Genomic DNA, 1,291 nt, shown 5'->3' on the forward strand with positions numbered 1-1,291 from the left:
TCCTGACTTGTTCCATTGGTAGTGGGGCGCCGCAGGATCTGCAGTCTTGTAGCGTCCAGGGTGTCAGCTGGCACAGGTCCGCAAGCTCCTTGCCGCCCGTCTCGTGTGGGTTGGCTCTCTGATAGCGTGCCGCGCCGCTGACACCCGCCCGGGGCGTGGCTCGACAGAGGCATGCGAACACTTCAAGTCAGGGTGCCCGCCACGGGTGATCCATCACTCATCGGCGTAAGGGGCCCGGACATGATCATCATCGGCATCGACCCGCACAAATCCTCCATCACCGCAGCAGCGATCGATCCTTCGGGCTCCCAGCTCGCGGTGCGGCGCTTCGTCGTCAACGCAGGAACCGCCCGACAACTGCTGGCCTGGGCCGCTCAATGGCCCGAACGCACCTTCGCCATCGAAGGCGCCAACGGTCTAGGCCGAGGTACGGCTCAAATCCTCGTAGCCCATGGCGAGGTCGTCGTGGATGTTCCCTCCACCCTGGCCATGAAAGTCAGGGTCCTCTCCACCGGCGGCGGACGCAAAAGCGACCCCGCGGACGCGTTCGCGGTCGCCCTCACAGGCCTGCGACAGAAAAACCTGCGCGTCGTCGCAGCCGAAGACCAGACCACGATCCTGCGTCTGCTGGCCGAACGCCGCGAGGATCTGGGTCACGAACGCGCCCGGCTGCTCAACCGGCTGCACCGACTCCTGCGTGAACTCCTACCCGGCGGTGTCGAACCCGGGTTGAGCGCCGACAAGACCGCCGCGGCACTGCGTACGATCCGGCCGGCAACAGCCACCGACGCGGTCCGGCGGGAACTTACCAAAGAGCTGCTGACTGATCTTCGACGCATCGATTCCTTCATCAAGAGCAACGAAGCGCACACCCGTACCGCGTTGGACGCCTCCAGCACCACCCTGCAGGAAATCCCCGGTATCGGCGTCGTCCTGGCCGCGAAACTCCTGGGACATGTCGGTGATATCACCCGTTTCCCCAGCGCCTCACATTTCGCCAGCTACACAGGCACCGCGCCCCTGGAAGCTTCCAGCGGCAACCACAACCGGCACAGACTCAATACCGGAGGCAACCGGCAGCTGAACTCCGTGCTGCACACCATGGCCGTCTGCCAAAGCCGTGATCCCGGGCCAGGCCGGGACTACTACCTGAAAAAAATCGCTGAAGGAAAAACACCCCGCGAAGCCCGCAGGGCACTCAAACGACGCCTCTCCAACGTCCTCTACCGACAGATCCTGCACGACCACCACCAAGCCGAAAAGGCCGCCGCTTGACACACAGAGGCGCTAT

The 1,291-nt window shown here is 64.1% G+C and carries 1 protein-coding gene; it reads left to right on the plus strand.

Annotation, left to right across the window (positions count from 1 at the left end):
* Positions 1-240: 240 nt before the first annotated feature.
* The gene (locus tag CXQ96_RS17800) at positions 241-1,275 is read left to right on the plus strand and encodes an IS110 family transposase (RefSeq protein WP_104119361.1); all 1,035 of its coding nucleotides are present in this window, start codon (positions 241-243) and stop codon (positions 1,273-1,275) included.
* Positions 1,276-1,291: the final 16 nt, after the last annotated feature.

The organism is Arthrobacter sp. B1805, assembly GCF_002929745.1.
Classification (GTDB): Bacteria; Actinomycetota; Actinomycetes; order Actinomycetales; family Micrococcaceae; genus Arthrobacter_D.